Here is a 26864-nt window from a genome sequence, read left to right on the forward strand (position 1 = left end):
CCAAAGCAGGGTGAACCCTCTCCCCAAAAACCCCCTCAAATGCGGGCGCAAATCACACGGATATGCCGGGTCATTGACATGACCAAGGCATCTCCGATGTCGAAAGACAGGTTTTTCGAGTCGCCTTGTGTCCATTCCGACATGCCCGAGGGGAGCCGAACGACGACCAACGGCGGAAAGAACGGACGAAAAAAAGCCCGGCCGAGGCCGGGCTTCGAGGCGATCGCGGCAGCGATCAGAAGTCGTAGGACGCGCCCACCTTGTAGCTGCGCGGACGGATGCGGTAGCCGTCGCGCAGGTTGACCGGACGCTCGTCGCCCATCAGGTTGTTGATGTTCAGCGACAGGCGCAGGTTCTTGATGCCGGTGTAGCCCAGGCTGAAGTCGGTGCGGATGTCCTCGTCGATGTAGCAGGGCAGCGAGCCCGGCTTCAGGCTGCTCTGGCAGGCGGCCTCGCCCCAGGTGTCGAGGTCGGCCTCGCTGCGGTTCAGCGAGGTGCGCGACGTGTAGTTGAAGCGCACGCCGGTGGTCCAGTCGCCCTTGTTCCAGGCGGCCGAGAACACGGCCTTCAGACGCGGGTTCTCGTACATGCCGACCTGGTTGGGTCGCCACTTGTTCGCGTCGATGTCCCAGGCCTTGTAGGTCAGCGCATAGGTCGCCGCCACGCCCAGGTTCAGCGTGCCGAACGATCCCGCCGCGACGCGGCCCTTCAGGTCGATGTCCACGCCCGAGGTCTCGGTCTTGCCGAAGTTCTCGTACTGCAGCAGCAGCGAAGTGATCTGGCCCGCGCCCCAGGTCAGCGACTGGCCCGACACTTGGCTGGCGCGCGCCGCCCAGGCCAGTTCCTGCGCGGTCAGCGCACCGCGGCTGATCACCGACTCGTAGCCGGCCTGGCCTTCACGCGCCAGCACATAGTCGGGATCCCGCGAGTTGATCTCGTTCTTGCGCTCGATGCTGAAGTAGTCGACGGCGATCGAGGCGTTCTTGGACGGCTCGAACACGAAGCCCAGCGTCACGCTCTTGGAGGTCTCCGGCTTGAGGTTGGGATTGGCCGAGATCATCACCGGCAGCGACGCGCGGCAGCCGCTGGCCAGGGCCAGCGCGGCGTCCGACTTGTCGGCGGCGGTGCCGTTCTTGAGGATGTCGTTGATCGCCGTGGCGGTGGCGCAGCGCTTCGGATCCACCATCTGGTTGTAGAAGCCGGTCACGCCGACCTGACCCAGGGTCTCGGGGATGTTGGGCGCGCGGAAACCGCCCGCCACCGTGCCGCGCAGCAGCAGCTGCGGCAGCACTTCGTAGCGCACGCCGAGCTTGGGCGACACGCGGCCGTCGAAGCCCGAGGCCTTGTCGAAGCGCAGCGCGCCGTTGAGCTCCAGCTTCTTCAGCACCGGGGCGTTCAGCTCGATGAAGGCGGCCTCGAGGTTGCGCTCGCCGTCGATCAGCACCGAACCGCGACCCACGATCTGCGCCTTCAGGACGTTGTCCGTGGACTTGATGCGCACGCCTTCCTGGCGATGCTCCGCGCCGACCGCGAAGGCCAGCGGGCCGCCCGGCAGCTGCAGCAGTTCGCCGCTCAGCTTGGCGTCCACCCAGGTCTGGTGGTTCTTGCCCTGGGAGCCGTTGATCGGGAACAGGCGTTCCAGCAGTTCGCGGCTGTTGCCGCCGCCGATCTTGTACTCGCCCGACTCGACGGCCGTGAACAGGTCGCGCGAGCCCCAGCGGGCCAGCTTGTCCGCCTCGGCGGCGTTGCGGCCGACAGAGACTTCCCAGTCCATCTCGCGGAAGGTGCCCTGCACGCCGGTCAGCACGCGGTACTGCTTGCCGGTGCCGTCATAGTTGAACAGGTTGGGATCGTCCATGAAACGGTAGTCGATGCCCACCGGCGAACCGGTCGGGTTGGCCGGGTTCGTGGCCGACAGCACCGGATGCGGCACCGACTGCGCGACCTTGTTGAAGCCGTCGTACCAGCGCGAGGTGGCGCCGGCGCCGATGGCCATCGGCACGGTCAGGTACTCGGTGGTCGTCTTCGAGTAGGACACCTCGGCGAAGGCCTGGATGTCTTCCGTGACCTTGAGGCGGCCGGCGCTGAACAGGTTCACGCGCTTGGCCGGATCGGACACCGGATTCAGGCCGTTCAGGTCGGTCACGCACTGGCCCGCCGCGTTCAGCGTCGTGCAGCCGGTCACCGGCACGCGGTTCGTGCCCACGCGCAGGTTGCCGGGGTAGGAATTCAGGCTCTTGTCGCCGAAGGTCGACAGGAAGAAGCCCTTGTGCCACGCCGGATAGTCGTCCTTCACGTCGGCGACGGTGTAGCCGTCGCGCTTGTAGGCCTCGATGTTGGCGAAGACGTTGAAGCGGTCCTTGTCCAGATCGCCGAAGCCGGCCACCAGGCTGGCCTGGCGCTGCGCGCCGACGGCCGGATGCTCGTTGAAGGTGGTGCTGACGGAGGCGCCGACGCCGTTGTACGAGCGGCGCGTGATGATGTTGATCACGCCGGCCATCGCGTCGGAGCCGTAGATGGCGGAGGCGCCGTCCTTGAGGATTTCCACGCGTTCGACCGCGTCCGCCGGGATCGAGTCGACGTTGACGAAGGTGTCCTTGGCGCCGTCGGCCAGGCCGAAGTTGGCGACGCGGCGGCCGTTCAGCAGCACCAGCGTGGCGCCCTTGCCCAGACCGCGCATGGACACGCCCGAGGCGCCCGAGGCGAAGCTGGAGGTGTTGCCGTCGTCCTTGATCTCGCTGCTCGAGGTCGAGGTCAGCGTGTCCAGCACCTGGCGCACGGTGTTGGCGCCGGTGCGGCGGATCTCTTCACGGTTGTAGACCTGCACCGGCGAGGCGGTTTCGGACGCCAGACGCTTGATGTTGGAACCGGTCACCTCGACGCGCTGAAGCTGGGTCGTGTCCTGGGCCTGGGCTTGCGCGACTTGAACGCAGCACAGCAGCGCCGCGGCGGCGCTCAGGGACAGGGAGAGCTGTTTGTCTTTTCTCATACTTCCACTTGCGAATTGATGAAGGGCCGGATGGATCGCATCGGCCGAGGGGACCGGCAGCCGGGTCGGTGCCGGGTCGTGCCCTGGGGGTTTCCCGATGGGCACGAGGGGGCGGATTCTGTGGAGCGCCCCGCCCCATGTCCGTCGTCATCCATTGCAAAACAGCAACAATCGTTCACTTCGTAGCATTCACTCTTCGCATTCGAGGGCGCCTTACGCCCGATTGCTGCAAAAGCGGGCGAAGCAGGCCCGGAAATGGGCGATGACATCGGTGCCAGGGAGGGAAAACCCTCTGCTTGCAAATCGGCACCATTCGGGTGCGAGGGGCGCCCTCTTCTTCCTGTCCTCTACGAGTTAACCCTTCCGGGTCACCCGCGACGGGTGGGTCATGACCTGGCACCGCACGCGAAAAGTTCGAAAGGGATACGCTTGCGCACCCCCGCCGCAAGACCCGACCCCTTTTCTGGGCGATCGGGCGCGGCGGATCCGCCCAGGCGTCCCCAGGAGGAACCCCCATGTCCATTTCGATGACCGTGAACGGCAAGGCGGTGACGCTCGATGCCGATCCGCAGATGCCCCTGCTGTGGGCGCTGCGGGAAGACCTGCAACTGACCGGCACCAAGTTCGGCTGCGGCATGGCGCTGTGCGGCGCCTGCACCGTGCACCTGGACGGTCAGCCCGTGCGCTCGTGCCAGACGCCGCTGGAGTCGGCCGCCGGCAAGAAGATCACCACGATCGAAGGCGTCGGTGCGACGCCCGCCGGCCGCGCGGTGCAGCACGCATGGCTGAAGATCGACGTGCCGCAGTGCGGCTACTGCCAGAGCGGCCAGATCATGAGCGCCTGCGCGCTGCTGGCCGGCAAGAAGAAGCCGAGCGACGCCGACATCGACGGCGCGATGAGCGGCAACGTGTGCCGCTGCGGCACCTACAACCAGATCCGGGCGGCGATCCACGACGCCTCGGCCACGCTGGCGAAGGGAGGCTGATCATGATGGCCTTCGACAAGGACGCGATGTCCGCGGCATCGGCCGCCGCCTCTACCGCCTCCGCCTCCCCCAGCCGCCGCTCGCTGCTCAAGAGCGGCGCGGCGCTGACTGTGTCCTTCGCCCTGCCGCTGGCCGCCGGCCGCGCGGCGCTTGCGCAGACGACGGCGGGCACCGCTTCCAACACCTTCGCGCCCAACGCCTGGCTGCGCATCACGCCGGACAACAAGGTCACCGTCGTCTGCGGCTCGGCCGAGATGGGCCAGGGCGTGCTGACCGCGATCCCGATGATGGTGGCCGAGGAGCTGGACGCCGACTGGGCGCTGGTCTCCGTCGAGCAGGCCCCGGCGGACGCGGCCTACAACAACCCGATGTTCGGCATGCAGGCCACCGGCGGCAGCACGACGGTGCGCGCGCACTGGACCCCGGTGCGCCAGGCCGGCGCCGCGGCGCGTCAGATGCTGGTCGCCGCGGCGGCGCAGCAGTGGAAGGTCGATGCCTCGACGCTGCGCACCGAGCGCGGCCAGGTGATCGGTCCGAACGGCCGCAAGGCGACGTACGGCTCCCTGGTCGGCGCCGCCGCGAAGCAGCCGGTGCCGGAGAAGCCGACGCTGAAGGACCGCAAGGACTTCCGCATCATGGGCAAGCCGACGCGCCGTCTGGACAGCGCCTCCAAGATCAACGGCACGGCCAAGTTCGGCATCGACGCGCACGTGGACGGCCTGCTGGTCGCGGTGATGGCGCGCGCGCCTATCGCCGGCGCCAGGCCCAAGGCCTTCGACGAAGGCAAGGCCAAGGCCATCAAGGGCGTGCGCAAGGTCATCGCGATCCCGTCGGGGGTGGCGGTGCTGGCGGACGGCTACTGGGCCGCCCGGCAGGGCCGGGACGCGCTCGGCATCGAGTGGGACCTGGGCGCGCACGCCGACCTGTCCTCGGACAAGGTGTCCGCCTCGCTCGACGAAGGCCTGCAGAACGCCACGGCGATCGCGCGCGACGTGGGCAACGTCAAGGACGGCAGCGCCAACGCCGCGCGCAACCTGACGGCGCAGTACGACGTGCCCTACCTCGCGCACGCCGCGATGGAGCCGCTGAACTGCCTGGCCTGGGTCAAGGGCGACGAGGTCACCATCTGGGCCGGCACGCAGAGCCAGGGCCCGGCGCAGGGCATCCTGTCGCAGGTGGCGCAGGTCACGCCGGCCAAGGTGAAGGTCCACACGATGCTGCTGGGCGGCGGCTTCGGGCGCCGCTTCGCGCCGGACTTCACCATCGACGCGACGCTGCTGTCCAAGCTGAGCGGCAGTCCGGTCAAGCTGATCTACGCCCGCGAAGATGACATGGCCGCCGGCTACTACCGGCCGACGTCGCGCGTGCGCTTCGAGGCAGGCCTCGACGACAAGGGCCAGCCGCTGATGCTGCGCGCGGACGTGGCCAGCCCGTCCATCATGGCCGCGTCGGGCTTCATGAAGATCCCGGAGAACGGCGTCGATTCGATGGCCGTCGAAGGACTCGCGGACCACCCCTACGAGATCCCGCACCAGCGCATCGCCTACGGCCGCGCGGAACCGGGCCCGCAGGTGTGGTTCTGGCGTTCGGTGGGCCACTCGCAGAACGCGTTCTTCATCGAGAGCTTCATCGACGAGCTGGCGCATGCGGCGAAGATCGATCCGCTCAAGTACCGCCTGTCGTTGTTGGAGAAGCACCCGCGCGCGCGCGGCGTGCTGCTGCTCGCGGCCGAGAAGGCCGGATGGAGCCGCCCGCTGCCCAAGGGCCGCCATCGCGGCATCGCCGTGGCGGAAAGCTTCGGCACCTGGGTCGCGGAAGTGGCCGAGGTGTCCGTGGCCAAGGACGGCGGCATCACCGTCCACCGCGTGACCGCGGCCGTCGACTGCGGGCAGACCGTCAACCCGCAGACCATCTCCCGCCAGATCGAAGGCGCAGTGGTCTACGGACTGTCAGCGGCGCTGTACGGACGCATCACCTTCAAGGACGGGAAGGTCGAACAGAGCAATTTCCACGACTACCCCGTGCTGCGCCTGAACGAGATGCCCAAGGTCGACGTGCACATCGTGCAGAGCAACGAGCCCCCCGGCGGCATCGGCGAACCCGGCACGCCGCCGATCGCACCCGCCGTGGCCAACGCGATCTTCGCTGCCACCGGCAAGCGCCTGCGCCAGCTGCCGTTCGACAGCGAAGCGCTCAAGCAGGCCTGAACGCCTGCTCTCCGCTCACGAGGCCGGCGGGTAGCCGGCCTCGCTGAGCACACCCGCCAGTTGCTCGCGGCTCAGCCCGCTCGCCACCGTCACCGTCTTCTGCGCCAGGTCGACGTTCACCTCAGCGTGCTCGTCGACCTCCTTGACCGCCTCGGTCACCGCCGCGCGGCAGTGACCGCAGCTCATGTCGGGAAGCTTGAATTCATGCATGTCGGAGTCCTTCCGGTCAATCAACAGGACGAAGCGTAAACCTTGCCACCATGGGAAGGTCAAGCGTTCGACGACCGAGCAAGTCTGCGGGATCCGGTGCCGGCCGCCCTCATACGCTGCACATGTTCCGCAAATCGGTCGGCCGGCACCGGATCCCTCCGACCGAACCACCGAGCGCCTCGGGCCTCGGCCTTCGCGAAATCTCCCATCCGGGGCATGGCCTTGACCTTCCCATCATGGCAAGCTTGAGACTGACGCCATGAATACCGCCACCACCCCTCCCATCACCGCCGCAGGAAGCACCGCCCACGAGCTCCAGCTCGCCGTGTCCGGCATGACCTGCGCCAGCTGCGTCAACCGCGTCGAACGCGCCCTGCGCAAGGTGCCCGGCGTGGAAAGCGCCGAAGTCAATCTCGCCACCGAAAGCGCCACCGTGCGCGCACCCGCCGGCATCGCCGCCGACGCGCTCGTTGCCGCACTCGTCGCCGCCATCACCAAGGCCGGCTACGAAGCCCACCCGATCGTCGCCGACGACGACACCCCAGCAACGCCACCGCCCTGGACCGCCACCGGCTGGCCCGTGCTGACCGCCGCCCTGCTGACGCTGCCGCTCATCGCACCCATGATCGCCATGGCCTGGGGCGCGCACTGGATGCTGTCCGGCTGGTGGCAGCTCGCGCTGGCCACCCCCGTGCAGTTCTGGCTGGGCGCCCGCTTCTTCCGCGCCGGCTGGGCCGCGCTGAAGGACCGCAGCGGCAACATGGACCTGCTCGTCGCCCTGGGCACCAGCGCCGCCTACGGCCTGAGCGTCTACGAACTGCTGCGGCAAGGACCGATGAGCCCGGCGCTGTACTTCGAATCGGCCGCCGCCGTCATCACGCTGGTGCTGCTGGGCAAGTGGCTGGAAGGCCGCGCGAAACGCCAGACGCTGAGCGCGATCGCCGCGCTGAAGCAGCTCCGCCCCGAATTCGCCCGCGTGCGCCGCGGCCCCGCCGAACTCGGGATGGAGGTGGACGTCCCGCTCGCGCAACTGCGCCTGAAGGATCTGATGGTGGTCCGTCCCGGCGAGCGCATCCCCGCCGACGGCCGCATCCGCGAGGGCCGCAGCGCGGTCGACGAGTCGCTGATCAGCGGCGAGAGCCTGCCGGTGGACAAGGCCGAAGGCGACCGCGTCGTCGGCGGCGCGGTCAACGGCGACGGCCGGCTGCTGGTGGAGGTCACGGCGCTGGGCGCGGAATCGACGCTGTCGCGGATCGTGCGTCTGGTGGAGTCCGCGCAGGCGCACAAGGCGCCCATCCAGCGGCTGGTCGACCAGGTCAGCGCGGTGTTCGTGCCGGCGGTGCTGGTCATCGCGGCGGTGACGCTGCTGGCGTGGGGGTTCTCCACCGGCGACTGGGAACGCGCGCTGATCCACGCCGTCGCCGTGCTGGTGATCGCCTGCCCGTGCGCGCTGGGTCTGGCGACGCCGGCGGCGATCATGGTCGGCACCGGCGTCGCCGCGCGCCGCGGCCTGCTGATCAAGGACGCCGAGGCGCTGGAGCAGGCGCGTCGCGTCGAGCTGGTCGTGTTCGACAAGACCGGGACGCTGACGGAAGGCAAGCCGCGGCTGACGGACTTCGTCGCGGCGACTGGTGTCGGCGAGGCGGACGCGCTGGGCCTCGCGGCGGCGCTGCAGATGGGGAGCGAGCACCCGCTGGCCCGCGCGGTGCGCGACGCCGCGTTCGAGCGCGCGCTGACGACGGCGCCGGCCGCGTCGGTGCGCGCAGTCGCAGGCCGCGGCATCGAAGGCCGCGTCCAGGCCCGCGCGCTGATGCTGGGCAGCGGCCGCTGGATGGCGGAGCTCGGCGTCGACCTGTCGCCGCTCCAGGCACAGGCCGATTCGGCGCTCGCTCAGGGGCGCACGCTGTCGTGGCTCGCCGCCGCCGACGGACCGGGCGCGCCGGTGCTGCTGGCGATGCTCGCTTTCGGCGACCGCGCCAAGGCTTCGTCGGCCGCGGCGATCGCCGATCTGAAGGCACTGGGCCTGCGTACGCTGATGCTCAGCGGCGACAACGCGGCCGCCGCGAAGGCCACTGGCGATGCGCTGGGACTGGACGAGGTGCGCGCCGAGCTGCTGCCCGAGGACAAGGCCCGCATCGTGGCCGGACTGCGCGCCGACGGCACGCACGTGGCGATGGTGGGCGACGGCATCAACGACGCGCCGGCGCTGGCCGCCGCGGACGTGGGCCTGGCGATGGGCGGCGGCACGGACGTGGCGATGGAGGCGGCCGGCATCACGCTGATGCGCGGCGATCCTCGACTCGTGGCCGAAGCGATCGCGTTGTCCCGCGCGACGGTCGCCAAGATCCGCCAGAACCTGTTCTGGGCCTTCATCTACAACCTGCTGGGCGTGCCGCTGGCGGCGCTGGGGCTGCTGAGCCCGGTGATCGCCGGCGCGGCGATGGCGCTGTCCAGCGTGTCGGTGCTGGGCAACGCGCTGCTGCTCAAGCGCTGGAAGGGATCCGCACGATGACCTCACCGCTGACCCCGCCGCTGACCATCGGCCAGGCGGCCGAGCGCTCCGGCGTGTCGCCGAAGATGCTGCGCCACTACGAATCGCTGGGGCTGCTGCCGCCGGTCGCCCGCACGGAGTCGGGCTACCGGCTCTACGGCGAGAAGGAGGTGCACACGCTGCGCTTCATCCGCCGCGCGCGCGATCTGGGCTTCTCGATGGCGGAGATCGCCGAGCTGGTGAAGCTCTGGCAGAACCGCCGCCGCGCCAGCGGCCAGGTCAAGCGCATCGCGCAGACGCACATCGCCGACCTGGACCGCCGCCTGGCCGAGATGCAGGCGATGCGCCGCGCGCTGGCCGAGCTCGCGGACTGCTGCCACGGCGACGACCGCCCCGATTGCCCCATCCTCGACGACCTCGCACAAGGAGCCACCCCATGACCGCGCCCTCCGATCCTTCCAGCCCCTCCGGACAGGCCTCCGCCGGTCTGCCCACCGATCCGGTCCCGGCGCGCTGGGAACGCATCGCCGCGCACCTCGGCAACGTCGGCGGCCTGACGATCCGGCGCGCGGTGCCGACACCGAAGCGCCGCATGATCGCGGCCTGGTGTTTCCTCGATCACGCCGGCCCGGCCGACCTGACGCCGGACAACCGGATGCGCGTGGGCCCGCATCCGCACACCGGCCTGCAGACCTTCAGCTGGATGATCGAGGGCGAGGTGCTGCATCGCGACAGCCTGGGCTCCGAGCAGATGCTGCGACCCGGCCAGGTGAACCTGATGACCGCGGGCCGGGGCATCAGCCACACGGAGGAGTCGCAGTCCGACCGCCTGCAGCTGGCCCAGCTGTGGATCGCGCTGCCCGACACGGTGCGTCATCGCGAGCCGGCGTTCGAGCACTTCCCCGAACTGCCGTCGTTCGCGACGGGCGGCTTCGACACGATGCTGCTGGTGGGCGAGTTCGGCGGCCATCGCTCGCCGGTGCCCAGCCACACGCCGCTGCTGGGCGTGGACCTGAGCGCGACGCGCGCGGCCGAGGCGTCGATCCCGCTGGACCCCGAGCACGAGTACGGCCTGATGGTGCTCGAAGGCGAGCTGTCGGCAACGCTCGACGGAGAGTCCACCGGCGCCAGCAAGCCCGGCGAGCTGCTCTACATCGCGCCGGGCGCGCAGTCGCTGAAGCTGCTGTCGGGCGGCGGCAAGAGCCGCGCGCTGCTGCTGGGCGGCCCGCCGTTCGGCGAGCCGGTGCTGCTGTTCTGGAACTTCGTCGGCCGCACCCGCGAGGAGATGCAGGTCTACGCCGAGGAATGGAACAGCCGCGAGGACGGCGGCCGCTTCGGCGAGGTCCGCGGTTTCGACGGCCCGCGCCTGCTGGCGCCGGTGGTGCCGCCGCTCAAGACGCCGCGCTGACCGCTCACCGACGCGTCGTCCAACGGGCGATGTGCTTCGCGCGCAACAGACCGCGCGCTTCGGCCTCGAGGATCAGCGCGGCATAGGCAGACACCGCGCGCGGGTCCGGTGCGCGGTATGCGGCCATCGCCGCCTCCACCGCATCCATGCCGATCCGCCGGCGTGCGTCCTTCAGCGACAGCAACCGGCGGAGGTCGCGGCCGTCGAGCGTCCCCTGGGCGTGCAGGCGCAGGAGGCTGGCGCCTATCACCCTCACCGCATCGGCATGCCCCTGCGCCAGCGCTGCGACCAGCACTGGGTGCTGCCCCGCGCCGGCACCCAGCAGTCGCACGACGTGGGACGAGCGCCATCTCGCCTTGAGCGCGCTGTCGACGACGCACGCCAGGAGATGGTCCAGCACCGGCGTCGGTGCCCACAGGGCCTCGGCATCGAAGAGCCCCGGCTTCTTGCCCCTGCGCCCGGACAGCAGGGTCAGCATGTCCCGGTGACGGACGCGCCCTTCCGCGACGAGCGTCGTGAGCGCGTCGAACCAGACGTCGATGACGTCGAGCCGTCCGGCCGTCACGGCCACGCACAATGCCGAGACGTGCCCCGGGCGCCCCTGGAACGACGGGAACAGCACGCCTTTCCATTGATCGCGCAACAGCCCGCCGGCATGAGCGGTGAGCACGCGCACGGCCTCGACCTGTCCGTTCAGCATGGCGGCGCCGATCGCGGCATGACCGCCCTGCCGGGCCCAGCGCTGGATATCCACGAGGCTCTGGGTCCAGCTTTTCGATAACCCGAGGACGGCCTTCTCCGCCTCCAGGTGCTCGCGCAAGGCCGCCACATGGCCGGCCGCGGCCGCCAGCGACGGCGCATGTGCGCCATCGCCGTCGCCCAGGAGCAGTCGCGACACGGATTCGCGCGGGAGCAAGCCGTCCTTGCGTGCGGTGCGGAGCACACCCCGATAGGTCGCGGCAGCCTGCGCCGATCCGGCCGCCATGGCCGCGTGATAGACGCAGCGCCCGTCGTCGCGCGGCACGCCGGCGGCGTCGACGAAGTCCTGGGCATCCAGGACACCACGACGGCGCAGACGCAGCAGGAAGTTCATCCAGACCCCGACGGCCTCGGCATGGTTGCGCTTCATGGCCAGCGCAAAGCCGTCCAGCCGGTGCGCGTCCTGCACGGAGTTGGCGCTCAACACGAGACGACGCAGGTCGCGCAAGGGTTGCCGGAACCAGAACGACGGCTTGCCGAGGGCGGCCTCCGCCGCGTCGATGAAGGTGCTGATGGACTGCGCACCGCCCACGGCCAGCGCCGTGGCCACGCCCGTCGGCCAGATCCGGCCGCCGCCGCCCAGCAGGTCGACGACGTCGGGCTCCAGCGGCAGCCCGGCGGCTCGCATGGCCTGGATCCCCGACGTCAACTCGCCCACCGCCGCCTCGCCGTCGACGCGCGACATCGCATGGGCCAGCGCCGCGCGCCCCTGATCGTCGCGCGCCGTCAAGGCCTGACCCCGTTCCGGCCCGCTCAGCGCCGGCGCCGCGGTCCGGAGCAGCGACATCCAGCAATGCAGCCGCGCATCGTCGCCGCCGCGGACCGCGACCATCACCGCGTCCACCCCGTCGCACGCGCGCCAGGCCCGCGCCGTGGCGTCCGGACCGACCGGCCTCAGACGCTCGAAGGCCGACGGATGACCCGCCTCGTCCGCCGCCCGGATCAGCGCATGCCGCGTGTCCGACGGCAGGGCATGGAGGTATTGGGCGTGGAGCCACTTCCGGCAGCGGCCCGGTCCCAGGCGCTGCCACCAGCGCGCGGCGAGCGCAGGGTCCGCCAACCAGCGCGGCGACAGCCCCTGCAACGCGCGCGGGGATCCGGCGAGGACCGCAGATCGCGCCAGCGCCGCGCACTCGGCGTCCGTGAAGACGAGCAGCGGCAGGCGATCCAGCGCCTGCAACTCGCGCGGGCCCACCGGCGTGCTCATGCCCGCGTCGAAGCGCGGATCCGTTCCGGCCTGCATCCACCACAGACCGTCGGTCAGATGGCGCAGCCGCTGGGGCTCGCCCTCCCGCCACAGCCGCCGGCGCATACCGATCTCCGCGACCGGCACGGCCCCCTCGGCCATCAGATTGAGCAGCCCCTGCACGGCCAGGCAGGTGGGATCCGCCTGCAGTTGGACCGGCGCCGTGTCGTCCTCCTGGCGGAACAGCGTCCAGCGGTCCACCGGCCCCAGGCGCCGCTCGATCGCGGCGATGCCCGCTTCCTGGACGTCCGCCTGCACCGGCGTCAGACACTCCAGCCGCGCGGGATCCGCCCCCGACTCGACCAGTTGATGACGCAGCTCCTCGATCGCCTCCTGCGCCATCGACCACACCACAGCCGCCGGCGTGACCCGGGTCTGCAGGGCCCGTCGCGCACGCTCGACCACGGCGGCGTCGATCGCGTCGGCATCGAGGAAGGGATCCGGCGGCAGCGCCAGCGCCTCGGGCAGGTGCAGCCGGCGCCCGAGGCCGGCGACGTAGTGCGACTCGAAACGGGTCAGCGTCCGTCCGCCCTCGGCCGGATCGCGTCCGAGCGTGGTCCGCGCCACCGCCATCAGCGTCTGGCGGACGAGCTCCGCGCGGCGCAGCGCCGCCGCCTGCGTGACGCCGCCGGCCGCGCAGCTCAGGCGATGCACGACCTTGTCCCACTCGATCGCCAGGCCGTTCAGGCAGAGCTCGACGGCCTGGCCGGCCTGCGCCAGCTGCTCGCGCCGGAGATCCGGCGCGATGCGCTCGTCCACGGCCAGACGCGCCATCGCCTGGAGCCGGCCGGCCCCCTCCCCGAGCAGGTAGCCGCGACGGGCCACATCCGACAACGGATCCGCGGCGTCCTCGACGCGCCGCGCCAGGCCGACGAGCGCCCTGGCGGCCGCAGGCGCGCGCAGGACGACCACGGCCTCCGCGATCGCGTCGCAGGCCTCCTGCAGGGTCGGGACTTGCCCGGTCGCCCCGGCGCCGTCCGACGCGCGGCGCCGGCCGCCGGCCGGCGGCGGATCGATGTCCGCGCTGAAGCCGAAGTCCGGGTCCAGGCTGTGGTCGAGGAAGGGCGGGGTGGAACGGAAGGGCAGCATGCGGCGGCACGGGATCGCGAAGCCCGCTTGGTGACGCCGCCGCCGCGACTGCCCCATGGCGCCCATCGGTGCGAACGGGTCAAGGCCGTCAACGATTCCGGGGAATCGGTGACGGCCTTGTGGCGCTGCGGACGGTCCGCGGACCGTCGTCGGCGCCGGACGAACACGGACGGACTCAGGCGAACTTGCCGGCCTGGAAGTCCCGCACCGCCTGCAGCAGTTCGCCCTCGGTGTTCATCACGAAGGGCCCGTACTGCGCGATCGGCTCGCCCAGCGGCTGCCCGGCGATCAGGATCGCGCGGGCGCCCTCGTCGGACGCCGTCAATCGCGCACCGTCCGCCCCGGCCGTGTTGGCGAGGATCGCCATGCGGCCGCTCGGGACCAGGCAGCCGGTGTCGAAGCGCAGCGCGCCCCGATACACGTACAGGAACGCGTTGTGCGTCGACGGGATCGCCTGTTCGAACGTCGCGCCGGGTTCCAGATGCACGTCCAGGTAGATCGGCTGCGTCGCATCGCGCTGCACCGCGCCGCTCACGCCGTGGCTCTCGCCGGCGATCACGCGCACCGTCGCACCCGGCAGCGTCAGTTCCGGGATCTCGGCGCTGGCGATGTCGCGGTACCAGGGGTCGCGCATCTTGTCGCGGCCGGGCAGGTTCAGCCACAGCTGGAAGCCTTCCATGCGGCCTTCCTGCTGTTCGGGCAGCTCCGAATGGATCACGCCGCGGCCGGCGGTCATCCATTGCACGCCGCCGGGACCGAGCAGGCCTTCATGGCCCGCCGAGTCGCGATGGCGCATCTGTCCCTCGAGCATGTAGGTCACGGTCTCGAAGCCGCGGTGCGGATGGTCGGGGAAGCCGGCGATGTAGTCGTCGGCGTTGTCCGTGCCGAACGCATCCAGCATCAGGAAGGGATCCAGACGCCGCTGCAGATCCTGCGTCAGCACGCGCGTCAGCTTGACGCCCGCGCCGTCGCTGGTGGCCCTGCCCTGCACCAGGCGCTCGACCTGGCGGGGCGTCCGAAGAGAGGTGACAGGGGTGGCGGCGGTCATGATGGATTCCTTTCCGAAATGTCGCGATGTCGAGATGTCGATCGATGTCTGTGCCGGCCGTCAGCGGATGCTGCCGGCCCGGCATGGGGCTTGGGGGTCCAGGAGGGAGCCCCCATGCCCCGTGGAGGGCGCGCGCGGTCGATCGGGCCGGCGGCGCCGACCGGCGATCAGGCCGGTTGCGTTTCGCCGAACAGCGCGGCGATTTCCTCGCGGGCGGTGGCCAGGCCCTTGGCCGCGGCTTCCTCGCCCATGTTGAGGCCTTCGGCCAGCACGAACTTCACGTCGGTCATGCCGAGGAAGCCCAGCGTCAGCTGCAGGTAGGGCACGATGTTGTCGGCCGGCTGGCCGCGATAGACGCCGCCGCGGGTGCTGACGACGATGACCTGCTTGCCGGTGACCAGGCCTTCGGGGCCGTTGGCGCCGTACTTGAAGGTCGCGCCGGCGCGGGCCACCGAGTCGATCCAGTTCTTCAGCTGCGAGGTCACGCCGAAGTTGATCATCGGCGCGGTCAGCACGATGACGTCGGCGGCCTTCAGTTCGGCGATCAGCTGGTCGTTGAAGGCCACGCGGTCGGCCTGGGCCTGGGTGCGGGCGTCGGCGGGCGTGAACAGCGCGCCCAGCGTCGCTTCGTCCATGGCGGGCAGCGGACGCACCGCCAGATCGTGCACCACGGTCGTGGCGCCGGCGTTGCGGGCGACCAGCTCGGCGACGACTTCATTGGCCAGCAGGGTCGAGACCGAGCCTTGGCCCTCATGCAGACGGCGGGCGCTGGAGTTGATCTGGAGGATGTTCATGGTGCGGTTCTCCGGGGCGTTTCGGCTGGATTAGCCGGGTGTGATGGGATGGAATGAACTGTATTGATCGCCCCTCAGCACCGGAAGACGCCGTACTGGATAAGATTGTTCCATTCAACGAACAATCCCTCCCTACCCCGGGAGCGCCCCGTCCATGAGCCTCGATGCCGATGACCTGCTGGTCTTTGCCCGCGTGATCGAAAGCGGCAGCTTCAGCCGCGCGGCGGAGCGGCTGCAATTGCCGAAGTCCACCGTGTCGCGGCGGATCGCGGCACTGGAGGAGCGGCTCGGCGAGAAGCTGCTCCAGCGCAGCACGCGGCGGCTGACGCTGACCGAGTTCGGCCAGGGCGTGCTGGAGCACGCGCGGGTGCTCGCGGGCGAGGTCGACGGCGCGCTGGCCCTGGCGCTGCATCGGCAGCAGCGGCCGACGGGGCGGCTGCGGGTGTCGATGCCGGCGGACTTCGCCAACCAGATGCTGACGCCGATGCTGAGCCGCTTCGTCGGCGACTATCCGGAGGTGCAGCTGGAGCTGGACCTGTCGCCGCGGCGCGTGGACCTGATCGCCGAGGGCTTCGACATCGCGGTGCGCATGGGCCAGTTGCCGCCGGACAGCCAACTCGCGGCGCGGCGACTGGCGATGTTCAGCAGCGGCTTGTATGCCTCACCGCAATACCTGGAGCGACACGGCGAGCCGCAATTGCCCGAAGGACTGCTGAGCATGCACGGCCTGATGATCCTGAGCCGCGCCGGCGAGCCGCTGCCGTGGCGGCTGTTCGGCAACGTCGACGCCCAGGCGGACGAGCGCATCGAATGGGTCGGCGTGCCCGACAGCCGCACGCTGGTCAACGCGCCGGACATGCTGCTGCAGATGGCCCGCGCGGGCCTGGGCATCACCTGGGTCGGCAACCAGTACGCGCAGGCCTTCGTCGATCGCGGCGAGCTGCTGCGCGTGCTGCCGGCCTGGTGCGCGGAGCCGTCGACGTGCTGGGCGGTGTTCCCGCAGCGTCGCCTGATGCCGCTGCGCACGCGGCTGTTCCTGGACGCGATGGCCGCGGCGCTCACGCCCTTCGATCAGGCGGCGATGTACGGGATGTGAGCTCGCGCCACGGCGCGGTCGCACGCCTGCAACAGCGTCTTCAGATGGACCGCGGAGGTGTCGAACAGCCCCGCGTCCTCAGGCCCCTCGTCCCCTGCCGCGATGTAATCGATGCCCAGCAGGTCCTTCACGGCCATGGCTTGCATCCGCAGCCTCTCCTCGCGCGCTTCCGGCGCCAAGTTCTCCAGCAACCCGGCACCGCCTTCACGGACGGCCTCATCCACAACGGCACCGCGGATGCGGTGCGCCTCGTCGCACGTGGGTGTCCCCCGGGTTGCCGGAAGAAGACGGCCATGAAGGATCGTCAGGATGACGCTCGCCGCATCCTTCCCCCGGTTCAGGCCGAGGAGCAGTTCCTTCAATGCCTTCCTTGCTTCTGCGGCATCGACGCCCGGACACTGCGCGCGATCGAGCAGTCGGCTCAACGCATCCAGTCCGAAGCAGTGCATATTGCCGACAGGGTCGTGCTGGCCGCGCGTCGGCTCTGCGCACAGGAAGCGGTCATAGAGGGCCACCGCCGCAAGCTCGGCGTCGAGGCGATGCTGGCCGGCCAACGCCAGAAGCCGCCGGACCTCTTCTTTCAGTCGCGACTCCGGGGTCACGCGGACTGTGGCGGCACGGGTCTCGGCCTGTGCGGCCGTCCATGCGCCGGCGATCGCACCAGCGGCGCCGACGCTCAATACGCCCGTACCGTCGAACGCCAGACCCAGTTCGTTGCAGGCCGCGACCGCGGTGTCCTGCCGAGGATCCTGGTGCAGCGCCTTGCACAGCGCCAGCAGATCGACCTGGCCCTCGCGGTACAGCTCGAACTCCTCCTGCATCAACGGTCCACCGTGCGTAGACAAGGAGCGGGCCATGGCACCGATGGCGTCGCTCACCCGGATCACCTTGTCGCGGCCCTCTGCCAGGAGCATCAGAAGGTCCGTCAGCAACAGCAGGTTGTCGTAGAGCGCTTCGCGGGCCGCAGCGAACCCCGGCCCGCGCTGGAACTCGTACGCGGTCACGGTCGGCCCGGGAATGAGCGTCCGCGCCTTGGCCGCGCGGATCCGGTCCGTCATGTCCGCCATGGTCCGCGCGTACTCGTCGACGCTGCCCCGGATCGACGTCGTCGACGCCGGAACGTCATATCGACAAGAGAAGTTGTCCATCAGATTCGCCTGAAGAGTGGAAACCACTTCAGTTCGAACTGCGCCGCCGCGGTTCGGCGGAATGGAAGGCCCCAGGTTGTCGTCGCCCGGCAGCACCGAGCCCGGAGGTCGGTGCGCCGCAAGAACCGTCGAGGTGGACGCGTTCGGGTGCGCGCAGGTCAGTCGACCTGGAACCCGATCTCCACGCTGACCTGGCGCGGCGCCGGGATCGGCCCGAAACGCCATTGCTTGACCGCGTTGACCGCCGCCGTGCTGAGCTTGCGGTCCGGCGAACGCAGCGCCTGCGCCGCGTCGACCGAGCCGTCCGGACGGACGGTGAACTGCACCAGCACCGAGCCGGCGCGCTGTTGCGCCAGCAGGGCGCGCGGGTACTCCGGATCGACCTTGCGCAGCAGCTTCAGCGGCACGGGTTCGTCGTCGGGTTCGGGCTCGGGCGCCTTGCCGGCCGGCGCGGCGGTCGACGGCGCGGCCATCGACACGACCTGCGGCGCCGGCGCTTCGGACATCGGCTGCGGCACGGACGACGGCGGCGCGATGGTCTGGGCGCTCGATTGACCGATCGCGGCGGGCGCAGGCGATGGCGAGGCAACGACCGGCACCGCCGCGCTCTCCTGCGTCGCGCGGGCCGCGAGCGCACGCTCGGCGGCGACGTCGGGTTCCTGCCGGCGCGCCACCGGCGCGGGGGCGGGCGCGGCGACGGCCACCGGCTTGGCGACCGGCTTGGGCGCCTCGGCCTTGGTTTCGTGCGCGGGCTTCTTCTCGCCCTTCTCGGCGTGGAACTTGATCCACTGGAACACCTTGTCGGCGTCGCGCTTGGCGCGCTCGACATCGCTCAGCGGCGCCGCCTTGGCATCCGCGGCCTTGGGGTCGACCGCCGCGGCGGACGTGGCCGCCGCCGGCGCGGTCTGCGCTTGCGCGACGCTCGCGGTCAGGGGCAAGGCCAACACCAGGGTCACCAAGGTCAAGACCTGACACACCGCCAGGCCGCGGTGCGGGACGCTCAGGAGACGTCGACTGCTCATCACTCCACCCTCTCGTTGCGCTTGGTTGCTCTCTTCTGGAGAGAACGCCGGTCTTGTCTGCTGCTGTTGAAATCGGTTTCTTCGCGCCCCGGCATGAGCGCCGCAGTGTAAGAAGTCACCCGCGTGACGCTCCCCGGTGTTTCCCCGGAATCAGGTTGTAACAGCACCTCGGAAGGTCCTTGACATCGAGGTTGCGTCCAAGAATTCACGTCCCGCCCGGGCCGGGTGTTGCGCGGCCTATACTGCGCGCCTGCTCCGGGGAGCCCTGGGTCGCCGACGCGCTTTGCGCATCGACGACACGGGCTGAGACATGGCGATGAAGCCGTGGACCCGCTGAACTTGATCCGGTTCGTACCGGCGTAAGAAGAGCCCGCCCTTCCAGGCGCACCTCGGCGAGAACGCGTGCCTCCCCGGCCCGCACCGATGCCACGCGGTCCCCCACCGCCCCGTGCGCCCCCTGCCCAGGAAGGGGTCTGTTCCGAACGCCCGCCCGTTCCCGTCGATTCAGCCTCCGGCGCCCAACCGGAGACCCCGATGAACGACCTGACCCCCGCCGACGCCACCTTCCACGAGCGCCTCGCCGCCAGCCGCGCCCCGCTGCCCGCCTCGACCAAGACGCATGAGCACGGCGTGCTGCATCCGCAGCTGCGCGTGCCGCTGCGCGAGATCGCACTCACCAACGGCGAACGCCTCGCGGTCTACGACACCTCCGGCCCGTACACCGATCCGGCCGTCGCCACCGACGTGCGACGCGGCCTGCCGGCCACGCGCGCCGCCTGGGTCGAGTCGCGCGGCGACACCGAGCCCTACACCGGCCGGCCGATAAAGCTGTTCGACGACGGCCTGCGCGAGGCCGCGCAGCAGGACGCGCTGCGCGCACAGAGCGCCGCGCTGACGCGCCCGCCGCGCCGCGCGAAGTCCGGCGCCAACGTGACGCAGATGCACTACGCGCGCCGCGGCATCGTCACCGCCGAGATGGAGTACGTCGCGATCCGCGAGAACGGCCGCCGCGCGTGGATGCACGAGTATCTGTCCGACGCCGAGCGCGAACAGCGTCTGCGCGGCCAGGGCCTGGGCGCGCAGATCCCCGGGATCATCACGCCCGAGTTCGTGCGCGACGAGATCGCCCGCGGCCGCGCCATCATCCCGGCCAACATCAACCACCCGGAAGTCGAGCCGATGGCGATCGGCCGCAACTTCCTGGTCAAGGTCAACGCCAACATCGGCAACTCCGCCGTGAGTTCGGGCATCGAGGAGGAGGTCGAGAAGCTCGTGTGGGCCACGCGCTGGGGCGCGGACACGGTGATGGACCTGTCCACCGGCCGCAACATCCACACGACGCGCGACTGGATCCTGCGCAACAGCCCCGTGCCCATCGGCACCGTGCCGATCTACCAGGCGCTGGAGAAGGTCGGCGGCGTGGCCGAGGACCTGACCTGGGCGCTGTTCCGCGACACGCTGATCGAGCAGGCCGAACAGGGCGTCGACTACTTCACCATCCACGCCGGCGTGCGGCTGCCCTTCGTGCCGATGACGGTCAAGCGCCGCACCGGCATCGTGTCGCGCGGCGGCTCCATCCTGGCGAAGTGGTGCATCGCGCACCATCGCGAGAACTTCCTCTACACGCACTTCGAGGAGATCTGCGAGATCATGAAGGCGTACGACGTGAGCTTCTCGCTGGGCGACGGGCTGCGGCCGGGCTCGCTGGCGGACGCCAACGACGAGGCCCAGTTCGCCGAGCTGCGCACGCTGGGCGAGCTGACCAAGATCGCGTGGAAGCACGACGTGCAGACCATGATCGAAGGCCCGGGTCATGTGCCCATGCACATGATCCAGGCCAACATGACCGAGCAGCTCAAGCACTGCGACGAGGCGCCGTTCTACACGCTGGGCCCGTTGACGACGGACATCGCGCCGGGCTACGACCACATCACCAGCGGCATCGGCGCCGCGATGATCGGCTGGTTCGGCTGCGCGATGCTGTGCTACGTGACGCCCAAGGAACACCTGGGGCTGCCCGACCGCGACGACGTCAAGCAGGGCCTGATGGCCTACAAGATCGCGGCGCACGCGGCCGACATCGCCAAGGGCCATCCGGCGGCCCGGGCGCGCGACGATGCGCTGTCCAAGGCGCGCTTCGAGTTCCGCTGGGAGGACCAGTTCAACCTCGGCCTCGATCCCGAGACGGCGCGCGAGTTCCACGACGAGACGCTGCCCAAGGACAGCGCGAAGGTGGCGCACTTCTGCTCGATGTGCGGACCGAAGTTCTGCTCGATGAAGATCACGCAGGACGTGCGGGAGTACAGCGCGCAGTTGGCCGCCAACGGCGGCGGTGAGGGCGGCGGTGAGGGCGGCAGCGAAGGCCTCACGGCCGAAGCCGGCATGCGCGAGAAGAGCGCCGAATTCCTGGCCGGCGGCGGCGAGCTCTACATCCCGATCCGCCAGGCCTGAGCGCGATGGCCACGATCGCCATCGCCGGGGCGGGGCTCGCCGGGCGGCTGCTCGCGTGGACGCTCGCGCGGGCCGGGCATCGCGTCGAGGTCTTCGACGCGTCGCCCGGTCCAGAGCCCGCGTTCGACGCGCAAGGCGCGGCGGCGTTCAGCGCCGCCGGCATGCTCAGTCCGCTCGCCGAGCAGGAACAGGGCGGCGCGGAGATCGCCGCGCTGGGCTGGCGGTCGCTGGCCTTGTGGCCCGACATCGTGGCCTCGTTGTCCGGACCGGCACCGGACTCGAACCCGGTCTCGACGTCGTCCTCGGGATCGAGTCCGGCACCGGGCACCGTGCCGCTGCGCATCGAGGGCAGTCTGCTGCTGTCACATCGTGCGGACCTGGGCGCGGCGCAGCGCGCGCTGATGCGCATGCCGGGCGCGGAGCCGCTCGATGCCGACGCGCTGCGCGCGTTGGAGCCGATGCTGGCGCCGGGCCTGCGCGGCTGGCTGCTGCCGCGGGAAGGTCTCATCGCGCCGGGGCCCGCGATGACCGCGCTGCACGCCGGCGCGACGGCTGCCGCGGCGCGCTGGCACTGGTCGCGTCCCGTCGACCAGGTGTTGCCCGGCGCACTGCACTTCGCTGACGGCGGGCACTGGCACGGCGACTGGGCGATCGATGCCCGCGGGCTGGGCGCGCGGCCGCCGCTGCCGCTGCGCGGCGTGCGCGGCGAGATCGTCACGCTGTCCCTGCCGGGGCACGGTCTGCGCCGCCCCGTCCGGCTGCTGCATCCGCGGCATCGCGTCTACCTCGTGCCGCGTTCCGACGAAGAGATCGTCGTCGGCGCCAGCGAGATCGAGAGCGAAGACCGCAGCCCGGTCTCGCTGCGCTCCGCCGTCGAGTTGATGGCGGCGGCGCAGAGCGTGCTGCCGGCGCTGTCGGAGGCGCGCATCGTGCGGCTCGACCGGCATCTCCGGCCGGCGCTGCCCGACAACCTGCCCTTCACGCATCACGAGCCCGGCCTGCTGCGGCTCAACGGCCTGTACCGCCACGGCTGGCTGCTCGCGCCGGCGCTGGTCGAGCGGCTGCTCGACATGGCCCGACTGGCCGGACAGGCCGGACCGGCCGGACCCGCCGCCCCTCTCCTGGAGACCTCCCCATGACCGCCCTCCCCCCGATCACCGTGCGGCTCGACGACCGCGCCGTGGCGATGCCCGCCGGCGCGACGCTGGCGCAGCTGCTCGAACTCGAACGGCGCGAGGCCGCCGCGGTGGCCACCGCGCTGAACGGCCGCTTCGTCGCGCGCGACGCACGCGCCGGCACGACGCTCAACGACGGCGACGTCGTGCTCTTCTTCCAACCGATCGTCGGAGGCTGACATGCCGCTCACCGCCACTCCGCCATCCGCCGATCGACCAGCGATCGTGCCGAAGGCGACCGATCCGCTGCTGATCGACGGCGTCGCGCTCGACAGCCGCTTCTTCCTCGGCACGGCCGGGTATCCCAGCCCCGCGACGCTGTGCGACGCGATCCGCGCGTCCGGCACGCAGCTGCTGACCGTCGGCCTCAAGCGCACGCTGCAGGCGGGCGACAACGGCGCGCTGGCGCAGGCGCTCGCCGTCGGGCGCGAGCAGGGCGCCCGGCTGCTGCCCAACACCGCCGGCTGCCGCAGCGCGCGCGAGGCGGTGCAGCTCGCCCACATGGCGCGCGAGCTCTACGGCACCGCCTGGATCAAGCTCGAAGTGATCGGCGACGACCACACGCTGCAGCCCGATCCCTTCGAGCTGGTCGCGGCGGCGACGGAACTCGTGCGCGAGGGCTTCGTCGTCTTCCCCTACTGCACGGAGGACCTGATCCTCGGCCGGCGGCTGCTGGACGCCGGTTGTCCGCTGCTGATGCCCTGGGGCGCGCCGATCGGCTCGGGCCAGGGGCTGCTGAACCTGCACGGGCTGCGCACGCTGCGCGAGCGCCTGCCCGACACGGTGCTGGTGATCGACGCGGGCCTGGGCGCGCCGTCGCAGGCGGCGCGGGCGATGGAACTCGGCTTCGACGCCGTGCTGCTGAACAGCGCGGTGGCGCAGGCCGGCGATCCGGTGGCGATGGCCGGCGCATTCGGCGACGCAGTGCGCGCGGGGCGGCGCGCCTTCCATGCCGGCTTGATGGCGCCGCAGGCTTTCGCGGTCGCGAGCACGCCGGTCAGCGGCCACGCCTTCCTGCTGGGGGACGCATGAACGACGAGAGCGAACGCAGCGCACACGGGGAGCGGACCGATCGCATCGGCAGCCCCGATCGGCGCGAATCCGCCGGGGCGGCCTTGCCGTCGCCGCTGGTGCCCCATCCGAGCCTGCCCTCGCCCTGGGCCGCACCGGTCGACCCGGACCTCCTGACGCTGACGCCGTGGACCGACGACCCGTCGCCGCCCATCGTCTGGAGCGTCGCCGGCACCGACAGCGGCGGCGGCGCGGGCTTGAGCGCGGACACGCGCGCGGCGGCGGCGATGGGCGTGCACCTGTGCCCGATCGTCGCGGCCGTGACGGCACAGCACTCGATGGGCGTGAACGCGGTGTTCCCCCTGCCGGCCAGCCAGGTGCGCGCGCAACTGAGTGCGCTGAGACAAGACCTGCCCCCGCGCATCGTCAAGACGGGCCTGCTCGCGAGCGCGGCGACGGTCGACGCGCTGCTCGCGCAGATCGGCGACGCGCCGCTGGTCGTCGATCCAGTGCTCGGCGCGAGCGCGGGCGGCGCGGCGTTCTGCGACGACGCGCTGCTCGGCGCCTACCGCCATCAGCTCATCCCGCGATCGACGCTGATCACCCCGAACCGGCGCGAGGCGGAGCGGCTGCTCGGCGTCGCCTCGGGCCAGTTGCCGGTGCCGGAGCTGGCCGCGATGCTGCGCGGCATGGGTGCGCGCGCCGTCTGCATCACCGGCGGCGACGATGCGGCGCAGGTGGACGGGCTCTCGATGGATTGGCTGGACAGTCCGATGGCGACCGGATGGATCGCCCTGCCGCGGCTGTCCGGCCGCGACGGCGCCGCGCCGCATCACCACGGCAGCGGCTGCACCTTCGCGACCGCGGCGGCCGCGGCGCTCGCGCGCGGCTTCGCGGTGCCGGACGCGGTGATCCTCGCGAAGATGCTCACCTGGTGCGCGCTACGCGACGGCCACGCGGCGGGCGCCGGCGCGGGCCCTCTGCGACCGGACCGGCACTTCGTCGATGACGCCGGTGCGATGCCGGTGATGAGCTTCGACGACGAGACCTCGCCGGACCGCGCGACGCTGACGCGGTGGCGCGAGGTGCTCTGGCCGGCGTCGCGCCGCGCAGCGCCGTTCGCCACTGGTCTGTATGCGATCACGGATCGTCCCGAGCGCGTGACCGCGCTCGCGCTCAGCGGCCACTTCACCCACCTGCAGCTGCGCATCAAGCGCGGCCCGGCGATCGACGAAGACGCGCTGCGCGCGGCGATCCGCGAGGCGGTGCGCGACATGGCCGGCCGCTCGGCGACCTTGTGGATCAACGACCACTGGCGCCTGGCGCTCGAAGAAGGCGCACGCGCGTTGCACCTCGGCCAGGAGGACTGGTCGGCCCTGAGCGTCGAGGACCGCGAGGACCTGCAGCAGCGCCGCGCCCGGCACGGCGTTCGCCTCGGGCTGTCGAGCCACAGCTTGTGGGAACTCGCCCGCGCGCGCGGCCTGGCGCCGGACTACATCGCCTGCGGCCCGCTGTGGCCGACGACCACCAAGGACATGCCATGGCTCTCGCAAGGACTGGCGCAACTGCGATGGTGGTCACGCATGGCCGGTGCGCCGGTGGTCGGCATCGGCGGCGTGCTGGAGGAACGCCAGTGGCGCGCCGGCATGGCCGCCGGCGCGTCGGCCATGTGCCTGGTGCGGGCGGCGGAGGAGATGGTGGCGAATGGGCGGTTGCGGTGAGGCGAAGCGCCGGTGGCCTCACCAGGCGGTGGTCAGGGCATCCGCCTTGTCGCAGGGGTCGGCATAGGTGATGAAACGACGTTTGCCCGGACGGCGTTCGTCCGGCACGTACCGGTCATAGAGCGCCACGACCTGATCGATGACGAGTCCCGCGCCCGGGTCGGCGCGCCAGTCGGAGGGCGAAGTTCCCCATTGTGTGGGGGTGAAACCGGGACTGCGGACGAAGCTGATCGGTTGGCCGTTGTCGTCCCTGATGCCCACGGTACTGCCGATGAAATGCTGCTTGGCGAAGAAGGGCGTGTCGCGCTCCGCACTGTCAGGAGCCACGAAGAAACAGGCATTGCCGTTCTTCGTCACCGTCATGGCCGCCATGATCTTTCCATGACTGACCAGCGGCGTCCGCCAGATCGCGTTCTGAGCCACGACGCCGGAATCCTGGAGGTGGAAGCCGACCTGCCGCCCGAACTCGAAGCCGAAGGCGGCCTCCTTCAGGACCTGCTTCTTGTAGACGACTTCGTTCTTGAGCTCCGCGACCGTTCGCAATGCCAACGACCGGCCCTCAGGCAGGTTGATCCGCACGAGGAATGCGGGCTCGATCACGGCCCCCCATCCGTTGCCGATCACCGGTTCCCAGGATTCCCCCTGGGCGAGGCGAATGCCGAAGTCTTCGTCGATCCTGGGCGTGCGGCACCAGTGGCCGGGCTCGTCGTAGCTCTCCTTGTCGAAGATCCGGCGGTAATGCGCGCCGCAGACAAGCGGATGGATCTCCCGCGCCTCGGGCGGTGCGGTCGCGCCCTCGGCGGCCTCCGAGCAGGTCCTGCCGTCCGTCGAGTGGCACATGACATCGCCGGCCGGCGTCTCGGCCAGCCATTTCTTCACCCCCAGCCCGGCGTAGTTCACCCACTTCGCAAACAGCGTCGCATACGCGGACCGGCACCAATGAAATTCGCCATGGTCCTTGTTGTCGTCGTTGTACCCGTTGATGCCCCACTTCTCCTGGTGAGCGGCTCCGCACACCAGCGGATGCCGTGTCGCCGCGTCATCGGCTTGCGGATCGACGACTTCGCCGCGCCAGAAGCAGTTCTGCCCGTCGGGGCTGAGGCAACTCAGATTGCGGTCGGCTTCCAGCCGTACCCAGCCGCCCCACCACGGCTTCCATTCACCCGGCGCACCGGCCGCAGGGGGAGACGTCGAGGCCGTGCTCGACGTCGTGTTCGGGGGCGATGTTGCGACGGCCGCACCGGACCAGACACCAGCGAGCACGAGCACGGAGGAAAGGACGATAGAACGCATGAGAGCTCCTCATGAAACCGGGGAGCCCGATCAGTGTTGCTCGCAGGATCTGCCCTCAACGGAAAAGGCCGCCGATGACAGCGGCTTTTGCGAGGCACGGGGATCGGAGTCCGGTGACCGCTTCGCCACCTTCGCAGGCCACTTCGGCCAGCGCCGCCTTCACCAGAACTTCCACCACGGCTTCGATCGCCCGCCGACACTCACCGCGGTCGGGCCAGATGCCATGGGCGCCTGCGTGGCCTGCTTTGGTGGTTTCGGAGCCGCGGCGCGCACCTGCTGCGCCATGACTTCCTCATAGGCCCAGTCGAAGCCGGCCTCGTCGCGAAGGAAGACGATGATCTCTTCCAGGGCGGGTGTGTACTCCTTCTCCGCCATCAGCGGTCCCATGGCGTAGATCGTGGCCTCCTCGCGGAAGTTTGGAGACTCTTCTCGAATCTCCTTCAGGATCGCGTCGCGCTCCAGACCGGACGCTGCGAAGCGGCACAGGATCTCCAGCGCATTGCCCTGTGTCCAGTCGTAGGCGCCGAACGCCACGCGTCGGACCTCCGAAAGCGCGGCCTCTCCCAGGTGGAAATAGATCTCGAAGATCGCGAACTGCCTCGCCGTCATCCAGGAGCCCAATCCCGGAAACGAGTCTGCATGTTCCTTTGGCGGCGAGGAGTCGAAGAGAGCGACCTTGCCTCCCCCTGACTTCCTACTTTTTCGGGATTCTCAGCACCC

The 26864-nt window shown here is 70.5% G+C and carries 20 protein-coding genes and 1 riboswitch; of the genes, 11 read left to right on the forward strand and 9 right to left on the reverse strand.

The window, feature by feature from the left end; translation table 11 throughout:
* Positions 1–235: 235 nt before the first annotated feature.
* Positions 236–2989: a TonB-dependent receptor plug domain-containing protein gene (locus ACQZ13_RS26335; RefSeq protein WP_088407806.1), complete on the reverse strand. Its 2754-nt coding sequence runs from the start codon at positions 2987–2989 to the stop codon at positions 236–238.
* 515 nt (positions 2990–3504) lie between these two features.
* Between ACQZ13_RS26335 and ACQZ13_RS26340 the strand changes: the two genes are divergently transcribed.
* Entirely contained in the window at positions 3505–3975 is a 471-nt protein-coding gene (locus tag ACQZ13_RS26340; RefSeq protein WP_431048795.1) for a (2Fe-2S)-binding protein, read from the forward strand.
* Between the two features lie 2 nt (positions 3976–3977).
* The gene (locus ACQZ13_RS26345; RefSeq protein ID WP_431048796.1) at positions 3978–6182 is read left to right on the forward strand and encodes a molybdopterin cofactor-binding domain-containing protein; all 2205 of its coding nucleotides are present in this window, start codon (positions 3978–3980) and stop codon (positions 6180–6182) included.
* A 15-nt stretch (positions 6183–6197) separates the two neighbouring features.
* Here ACQZ13_RS26345 and ACQZ13_RS26350 read toward each other — a convergent pair whose 3' ends face one another.
* Positions 6198–6392 carry a heavy-metal-associated domain-containing protein gene (locus ACQZ13_RS26350; RefSeq protein ID WP_431048797.1) on the reverse strand — a complete coding sequence of 65 codons (195 nt, stop codon included), beginning with the start codon at positions 6390–6392 and terminating at the stop codon, positions 6198–6200.
* Positions 6393–6651: 259 nt separating this feature from the next.
* On the opposite strand from ACQZ13_RS26350, the gene ACQZ13_RS26355 reads away from it, so the two are divergent.
* The 3 genes from ACQZ13_RS26355 to ACQZ13_RS26365 are packed head-to-tail and all read left to right on the forward strand — an operon-like array spanning position 6652 to position 10291.
* Positions 6652–8904 (forward strand): heavy metal translocating P-type ATPase, encoded by a 2253-nt coding sequence (locus tag ACQZ13_RS26355; protein WP_431048798.1) that lies wholly within the window; start codon positions 6652–6654, stop codon positions 8902–8904.
* Entirely contained in the window at positions 8901–9323 is a 423-nt protein-coding gene (gene cueR, locus ACQZ13_RS26360; RefSeq protein WP_431048799.1) for a Cu(I)-responsive transcriptional regulator, read from the forward strand. Before ACQZ13_RS26355 ends, cueR begins: the two co-directional genes overlap by 4 nt.
* Positions 9320–10291, forward strand: coding sequence for a pirin family protein (locus tag ACQZ13_RS26365; protein WP_431048800.1), 972 nt, complete (start codon positions 9320–9322; stop codon positions 10289–10291). The genes cueR and ACQZ13_RS26365 overlap by 4 nt, the downstream gene beginning before the upstream one ends.
* A gap of 4 nt (positions 10292–10295) precedes the next feature.
* Here ACQZ13_RS26365 and ACQZ13_RS26370 read toward each other — a convergent pair whose 3' ends face one another.
* The 3 genes from ACQZ13_RS26370 to ACQZ13_RS26380 all read right to left on the reverse strand — a co-directional run bounded on the left by ACQZ13_RS26370 (position 10296) and on the right by ACQZ13_RS26380 (position 15227).
* The gene (locus tag ACQZ13_RS26370) at positions 10296–13385 is read right to left on the reverse strand and encodes a hypothetical protein (protein WP_431048801.1); all 3090 of its coding nucleotides are present in this window, start codon (positions 13383–13385) and stop codon (positions 10296–10298) included.
* A gap of 175 nt (positions 13386–13560) precedes the next feature.
* Positions 13561–14433, reverse strand: a complete 873-nt coding sequence (locus ACQZ13_RS26375; protein WP_431048802.1) for a pirin family protein — start codon at positions 14431–14433, stop codon at positions 13561–13563.
* A 167-nt stretch (positions 14434–14600) separates the two neighbouring features.
* A complete protein-coding gene (locus tag ACQZ13_RS26380) occupies positions 14601–15227 on the reverse strand; it encodes an FMN-dependent NADH-azoreductase (protein ID WP_431048803.1) in 627 nt (208 codons plus the stop codon).
* Positions 15228–15381: 154 nt separating this feature from the next.
* Here ACQZ13_RS26380 and ACQZ13_RS26385 point away from each other — a divergent pair, with 154 nt between their 5' ends.
* Positions 15382–16323, forward strand: coding sequence for a LysR family transcriptional regulator (locus ACQZ13_RS26385; protein ID WP_421035098.1), 942 nt, complete (start codon positions 15382–15384; stop codon positions 16321–16323).
* Here ACQZ13_RS26385 and ACQZ13_RS26390 read toward each other — a convergent pair.
* Both ACQZ13_RS26390 and ACQZ13_RS26395 read right to left on the reverse strand, forming a co-directional pair.
* Positions 16299–17471 (reverse strand): hypothetical protein, encoded by a 1173-nt coding sequence (locus ACQZ13_RS26390; protein ID WP_431048805.1) that lies wholly within the window; start codon positions 17469–17471, stop codon positions 16299–16301. The two genes, ACQZ13_RS26385 and ACQZ13_RS26390, sit on opposite strands and share 25 nt — an antisense overlap.
* A 158-nt stretch (positions 17472–17629) precedes the next feature.
* Positions 17630–18493, reverse strand: a complete 864-nt coding sequence (locus ACQZ13_RS26395) for an energy transducer TonB (protein WP_431048806.1) — start codon at positions 18491–18493, stop codon at positions 17630–17632.
* 246 nt (positions 18494–18739) lie between these two features.
* A riboswitch (TPP riboswitch) is annotated at positions 18740–18876 on the forward strand.
* A gap of 151 nt (positions 18877–19027) precedes the next feature.
* Here ACQZ13_RS26395 and thiC point away from each other — a divergent pair.
* From thiC to ACQZ13_RS26420, 5 genes are read left to right on the forward strand one after another with little or no spacing between them, the layout of a single operon-like run.
* Positions 19028–20944 carry a phosphomethylpyrimidine synthase ThiC gene (gene thiC, locus ACQZ13_RS26400; protein ID WP_431048807.1) on the forward strand — a complete coding sequence of 639 codons (1917 nt, stop codon included), beginning with the start codon at positions 19028–19030 and terminating at the stop codon, positions 20942–20944.
* A gap of 5 nt (positions 20945–20949) precedes the next feature.
* On the forward strand, positions 20950–22083 hold the full coding sequence (locus ACQZ13_RS26405; RefSeq protein WP_431048808.1) for an FAD-dependent oxidoreductase: 1134 nt from the start codon (positions 20950–20952) through the stop codon (positions 22081–22083).
* Complete coding sequence (gene thiS, locus ACQZ13_RS26410) at positions 22080–22298, forward strand: sulfur carrier protein ThiS (protein ID WP_431048809.1); 219 nt, start codon at positions 22080–22082, stop codon at positions 22296–22298. Before ACQZ13_RS26405 ends, thiS begins: the two co-directional genes overlap by 4 nt.
* A gap of 1 nt (position 22299) precedes the next feature.
* Positions 22300–23151, forward strand: a complete 852-nt coding sequence (locus ACQZ13_RS26415; RefSeq protein ID WP_431048810.1) for a thiazole synthase — start codon at positions 22300–22302, stop codon at positions 23149–23151.
* Positions 23148–24851, forward strand: a complete 1704-nt coding sequence (locus ACQZ13_RS26420) for a bifunctional hydroxymethylpyrimidine kinase/phosphomethylpyrimidine kinase (protein WP_431048811.1) — start codon at positions 23148–23150, stop codon at positions 24849–24851. The genes ACQZ13_RS26415 and ACQZ13_RS26420 overlap by 4 nt, the downstream gene beginning before the upstream one ends.
* An 18-nt stretch (positions 24852–24869) precedes the next feature.
* Here the strand turns inward: ACQZ13_RS26420 and ACQZ13_RS26425 are convergent, their stop codons facing one another.
* Together ACQZ13_RS26425 and ACQZ13_RS26430 are read right to left on the reverse strand one after the other, a co-directional pair.
* Complete coding sequence (locus ACQZ13_RS26425; protein WP_431048812.1) at positions 24870–26144, reverse strand: hypothetical protein; 1275 nt, start codon at positions 26142–26144, stop codon at positions 24870–24872.
* 159 nt (positions 26145–26303) lie between these two features.
* On the reverse strand, positions 26304–26753 hold the full coding sequence (locus ACQZ13_RS26430; RefSeq protein WP_431048813.1) for a hypothetical protein: 450 nt from the start codon (positions 26751–26753) through the stop codon (positions 26304–26306).
* Between the last annotated feature and the right edge of the window lie 111 nt (positions 26754–26864).

Origin of the sequence: Roseateles sp. L2-2 (assembly GCF_050613215.1) — a bacterium.
Lineage (GTDB): Bacteria > Pseudomonadota > Gammaproteobacteria > Burkholderiales > Burkholderiaceae_C > Roseateles > Roseateles noduli.

What these genes read in the sequence shown, in the direction of transcription:
- ACQZ13_RS26420 (WP_431048811.1), top strand. Translation starts at nt 23,148, where the DNA reads ATGAACGACGAGAGCGAACGCAGCGCACACGGGGAGCGGACCGATCGC.
- thiS (WP_431048809.1), top strand. Translation starts at nt 22,080, where the DNA reads ATGACCGCCCTCCCCCCGATCACCGTGCGGCTCGACGACCGCGCCGTG.
- ACQZ13_RS26340 (WP_431048795.1), top strand. Translation starts at nt 3,505, where the DNA reads ATGTCCATTTCGATGACCGTGAACGGCAAGGCGGTGACGCTCGATGCC.
- ACQZ13_RS26430 (WP_431048813.1), bottom strand. Translation starts at nt 26,753, where the DNA reads ATGACGGCGAGGCAGTTCGCGATCTTCGAGATCTATTTCCACCTGGGA.
- ACQZ13_RS26375 (WP_431048802.1), bottom strand. Translation starts at nt 14,433, where the DNA reads ATGACCGCCGCCACCCCTGTCACCTCTCTTCGGACGCCCCGCCAGGTC.
- ACQZ13_RS26335 (WP_088407806.1), bottom strand. Translation starts at nt 2,989, where the DNA reads ATGAGAAAAGACAAACAGCTCTCCCTGTCCCTGAGCGCCGCCGCGGCG.
- ACQZ13_RS26390 (WP_431048805.1), bottom strand. Translation starts at nt 17,471, where the DNA reads ATGGACAACTTCTCTTGTCGATATGACGTTCCGGCGTCGACGACGTCG.
- ACQZ13_RS26415 (WP_431048810.1), top strand. Translation starts at nt 22,300, where the DNA reads ATGCCGCTCACCGCCACTCCGCCATCCGCCGATCGACCAGCGATCGTG.
- ACQZ13_RS26385 (WP_421035098.1), top strand. Translation starts at nt 15,382, where the DNA reads ATGAGCCTCGATGCCGATGACCTGCTGGTCTTTGCCCGCGTGATCGAA.
- ACQZ13_RS26345 (WP_431048796.1), top strand. Translation starts at nt 3,978, where the DNA reads ATGATGGCCTTCGACAAGGACGCGATGTCCGCGGCATCGGCCGCCGCC.
- ACQZ13_RS26350 (WP_431048797.1), bottom strand. Translation starts at nt 6,392, where the DNA reads ATGCATGAATTCAAGCTTCCCGACATGAGCTGCGGTCACTGCCGCGCG.
- cueR (WP_431048799.1), top strand. Translation starts at nt 8,901, where the DNA reads ATGACCTCACCGCTGACCCCGCCGCTGACCATCGGCCAGGCGGCCGAG.
- ACQZ13_RS26405 (WP_431048808.1), top strand. Translation starts at nt 20,950, where the DNA reads ATGGCCACGATCGCCATCGCCGGGGCGGGGCTCGCCGGGCGGCTGCTC.
- ACQZ13_RS26370 (WP_431048801.1), bottom strand. Translation starts at nt 13,385, where the DNA reads ATGCTGCCCTTCCGTTCCACCCCGCCCTTCCTCGACCACAGCCTGGAC.
- ACQZ13_RS26355 (WP_431048798.1), top strand. Translation starts at nt 6,652, where the DNA reads ATGAATACCGCCACCACCCCTCCCATCACCGCCGCAGGAAGCACCGCC.
- ACQZ13_RS26380 (WP_431048803.1), bottom strand. Translation starts at nt 15,227, where the DNA reads ATGAACATCCTCCAGATCAACTCCAGCGCCCGCCGTCTGCATGAGGGC.
- ACQZ13_RS26395 (WP_431048806.1), bottom strand. Translation starts at nt 18,493, where the DNA reads ATGAGCAGTCGACGTCTCCTGAGCGTCCCGCACCGCGGCCTGGCGGTG.
- ACQZ13_RS26365 (WP_431048800.1), top strand. Translation starts at nt 9,320, where the DNA reads ATGACCGCGCCCTCCGATCCTTCCAGCCCCTCCGGACAGGCCTCCGCC.
- thiC (WP_431048807.1), top strand. Translation starts at nt 19,028, where the DNA reads ATGAACGACCTGACCCCCGCCGACGCCACCTTCCACGAGCGCCTCGCC.
- ACQZ13_RS26425 (WP_431048812.1), bottom strand. Translation starts at nt 26,144, where the DNA reads ATGCGTTCTATCGTCCTTTCCTCCGTGCTCGTGCTCGCTGGTGTCTGG.